We start from the raw sequence: 3,393 nt of genomic DNA on the forward strand, positions 1-3,393 counted from the left end.
TTTCAAACCAAAAATAGTCACCCTTGTGGTGCTTTTGGTTTGAAAACTCCTAAGTTCGCTCTTAACAGAGGGTTAAAAATCTGCAATCCCGCGAACTGATGCGCGATTGCGATTTTTGCTCACTTGCCACCATCGCTCTATTTCGCTACGATTAGCTTATCATAGCTAACTAAAAAAAAGGATGAGGCAATGTCGATTTTGGATGATAATTTGTTTGCAGAAAAGCGCAAACGACTTCAAGAGCTGCAGGATGAGTTGAATAAAGACAAAGCAGAGATTCAGCTGATTTTGGGCGAGTGGTTGGCTAAGGCACTGGCTGATAATAATCAGGAAGTGCTACAAGAAATCTTCCTAAGCGAATATAACAATGTGAAATACCTTAAAGCCAAAAGTAAGCGCTCACAACTGGCAATCGTTGCTGATAATTTGCAAAAAAATATTGAAAAGGGGTTGAAGGTGACAAAAAGTGATTTTAAGCCGCCTGAAGCTAAAACTGAGGTTAAACCTGAACCGCAGGAAGAAACCACGCAAGCGGATTTGTATGGCGATCCGCTTACCCAAGCGGACAATGAGCTGAGATTTTAAGCCAATTACAGTAGCAGTGGAGCTTTTGGATAACTATTCGTTAGGTGGTCGTGATAGCAGATTTTACTAAATTGAGGTACTGAGAATTTTAGTAAAATCTGCTATGTCGCTAAAACTCTCTAGAATGCGTTTTAAGGCGCTTTAGAAACTTTTAGCTAACCCAGCATAAAAATTGCTTTTCAAAGGCACTACGGGCATTTTAAGAGGCTTTCTGAGCGTTTTTAAACTGCGCTTTGGCAGCCGCGCGGAATATTCTCTTGTTTTCCCTTAAATTCTCTAAGTTTTGCTTCCTCTGTCGTGGTTGCTGCTGTAGTGCCCTGTAAGGCGTTTCAAAGATGGCTATGGTAGTTGCATACCAAAGTGTAGTTTCAAACCTATTCTAGGGCTTCTGTGGCTTTTCTAGAGCTATTGCCAGTGATTGGTTTTCACCAAACTTAAAATTTCAAAAAAAAAGTGTTTAAAAATTTTTCAAAAAAAAAGAGCTGAATTGCCAGTAAATTTATGCTGAAAAGCTAAATTTTGCGATCGGCTCTTTTTTTATTATTTTTATATAGTTTTTAAAAGAGTTTTTAGACCCCCCTGAAATGCTTACTGTATATGGTCAAGATAGAACTAACTATGAGGGATTGTCGTTTAACTATGAGGGATTGTCGTTTAACTATGAGGGATTGTCGTTTAACTATGAGGGATTGTCGTTTAACTATGAGGGATTGTCGTTTAACTATGAGGGATTGTCGTTTAACTATGAGAATGTTATATTTCTCATAGTTGATTATTTATGAGAGTATTTATATGTCAAAAAATCTAGTGGTAATGCACAATGATATTGTTACTTCTGCTTATAATTTATCTGTCAATGAGCAACGCTTAATCTTATGCGCTTTAGCTAAAATGCCTAAATGTGTGCCAGTAGAAAAAAATACAGCATTCTATGTTACAAGGGACGATTTTATTGCAATGGGCGCGAGTTCTGATCAGGTAGCAAGAGAAATTCGCGCTGCGACTAAAGAACTGATGAGGCGCACGATAGCCGTACCAACGAATAGTGGGGTATTTGAGTTTCAGTGGCTAAAACAGGTTCTACGTTATGACAAGTTAGCAGAAGAAAAATTGAGAGAACGCTATCCTGATCAAAAAGATTACAATCAGTATATGAGTGGACTCATTAAGTATAATTTCTTTGACTCTATAGGCATTGGAAAAGATGATGATAATATAATAACAAGAATTGTATTTAGTGACGAAATACTGCCGTTAATCAGTGACTTAAAAGAATATTTTGTTCAAATCTTCTTAGAAGATATGGCTCATTTTGGAAGTATCTATAGCTTTAGGATATATAAATTACTGATGCGCTATAAGTCAACAGGCTTTGTTAGAATCAGTTTGCAAGACTTGCGTTTTATGTTAGTTCTAAATGATAAGTATCCAAAAACGGCAGACTTAAAACGTTGGGTCATTGAGACTGCAGTTAATGAAATCAATGAAAAGTCGCCGTATCAAGTCACATACGAAATGCTTAAGGCAGGTCGAAAACATACAGGAGTAGAAATCAAGTTTAAGCCTAAAAAATCAGTTTCGAAAGAAACTACCAAACGTAATCCTACGACGTTTGATCACCCACCTATCAATACAGAAAAAACGCCGAGTTGGCAGCGTAAAGGACTATCCGACGCTCAAATTAAAAAGCTTGCAATCTATAAAGACCAGTTCGTAGAAGCAAACACCCACCTACTGCGCGACAAAAACATCAGCTATTACGATGCATTCGAGGGCTTTAAAGATCAGCTACGAGATCCTGAACACGTTGGTAAGTTCCACATGCTGGCTGAATTTTTAGCCCTTAAAAAAGGGGACGAGTCACCAGAAGTCGCAAAAAAGTCAGCGCAAAGCAAGAAAAAAGCATCTAAAGCAACTGCTGAGGTTAGCAAGAAACAAGGCTTAACTGCTGAGCAAATTGATTTTTTTGCCACCCATCCACAGTTTCAGATGGATCATCCAGTGAAAGGTTATGAGATTGGGAGTGAAGCTCAGATTAGCTATTTAAAGCTTGGGCTAGGATCAAGACTTAGGGAATATCATGAAACGGATTTTAAGAAATACTTAAAATAAATCCTTATTTTAACCTGAGTTTGTAAGGCATTTGCCTTACAATAGTAGTCCTTGGTAAGGATATTAGAGTACAAATCATGACTACAGTTAATTTTAATATGCGACTTGAAAAAGAGCTCAAAGATGAGACCAGCCAGATTTTTGAGAATTATGGCATGACCACCGCTCAGGCAGTCAGGATGTTTTTGGTGCATGTGGCTAAGACAAAAAAAGTGCCGTTGTCGTTTGATTACCAAGCGGATAATTTGGCTCTTGGTGCTCAGACGCTGCAAAGTGTTGAGCAGGGGCGTTTAGATTATCAGTCAGGGAAGTTAGACAGATTGGCTGCCGATAAGGCAGTAGGATTTGAAGGCAGATTAAACGGCTTTAAATGAATTTAGGGCAATAAATTGGTATAAAAAAACAGCTTTTCTATGTATATTTTTTAGATATGTATAGAAAAGCTGCTTTTTTATATATATTTTATTATATTGAATCTGAGCAATATCCCTAGTATAGGGATATTGCTCAGGCTGTTATAGATAGTTCTCTTATAGCAGTCTGATTTAGATGGTTCTAATGGCTAGTTTTGAGCCGGATTTAGTGGTTCTTTTGGGGTATGCCCAAAGGAGCCCGCAAGTATGCGCAGGACGAAGCCAGTAGCCGCGCCGATGGTGGCGCGGGTCTATCTGCGCGTCAGCACCGACGCGCAGGACT

Annotated in this window: 3 protein-coding genes and 1 pseudogene; all 4 read left to right on the top strand. The window is 38.5% G+C overall.

Annotation, left to right across the window (positions count from 1 at the left end; all coding sequences use genetic code 11):
* Positions 1 to 189: 189 nt before the first annotated feature.
* On the top strand, positions 190 to 585 hold the full coding sequence (locus HF322_RS11510) for a hypothetical protein (protein WP_169393573.1): 396 nt from the start codon (positions 190 to 192) through the stop codon (positions 583 to 585).
* A 792-nt stretch (positions 586 to 1,377) separates the two neighbouring features.
* Positions 1,378 to 2,697 carry a replication initiation protein gene (locus tag HF322_RS11515; protein WP_169393574.1) on the top strand — a complete coding sequence of 440 codons (1,320 nt, stop codon included), beginning with the start codon at positions 1,378 to 1,380 and terminating at the stop codon, positions 2,695 to 2,697.
* Positions 2,698 to 2,774: 77 nt separating this feature from the next.
* Positions 2,775 to 3,071, top strand: a complete 297-nt coding sequence (locus HF322_RS11520; protein ID WP_169393575.1) for a type II toxin-antitoxin system RelB/DinJ family antitoxin — start codon at positions 2,775 to 2,777, stop codon at positions 3,069 to 3,071.
* 246 nt (positions 3,072 to 3,317) lie between these two features.
* A pseudogene (locus tag HF322_RS11525) lies at positions 3,318 to 3,393 on the top strand (resolvase); the annotation flags it as partial.

Source organism: Psychrobacter sp. MF31, from assembly GCF_012847335.1.
Lineage (GTDB): Bacteria > Pseudomonadota > Gammaproteobacteria > Pseudomonadales > Moraxellaceae > Psychrobacter.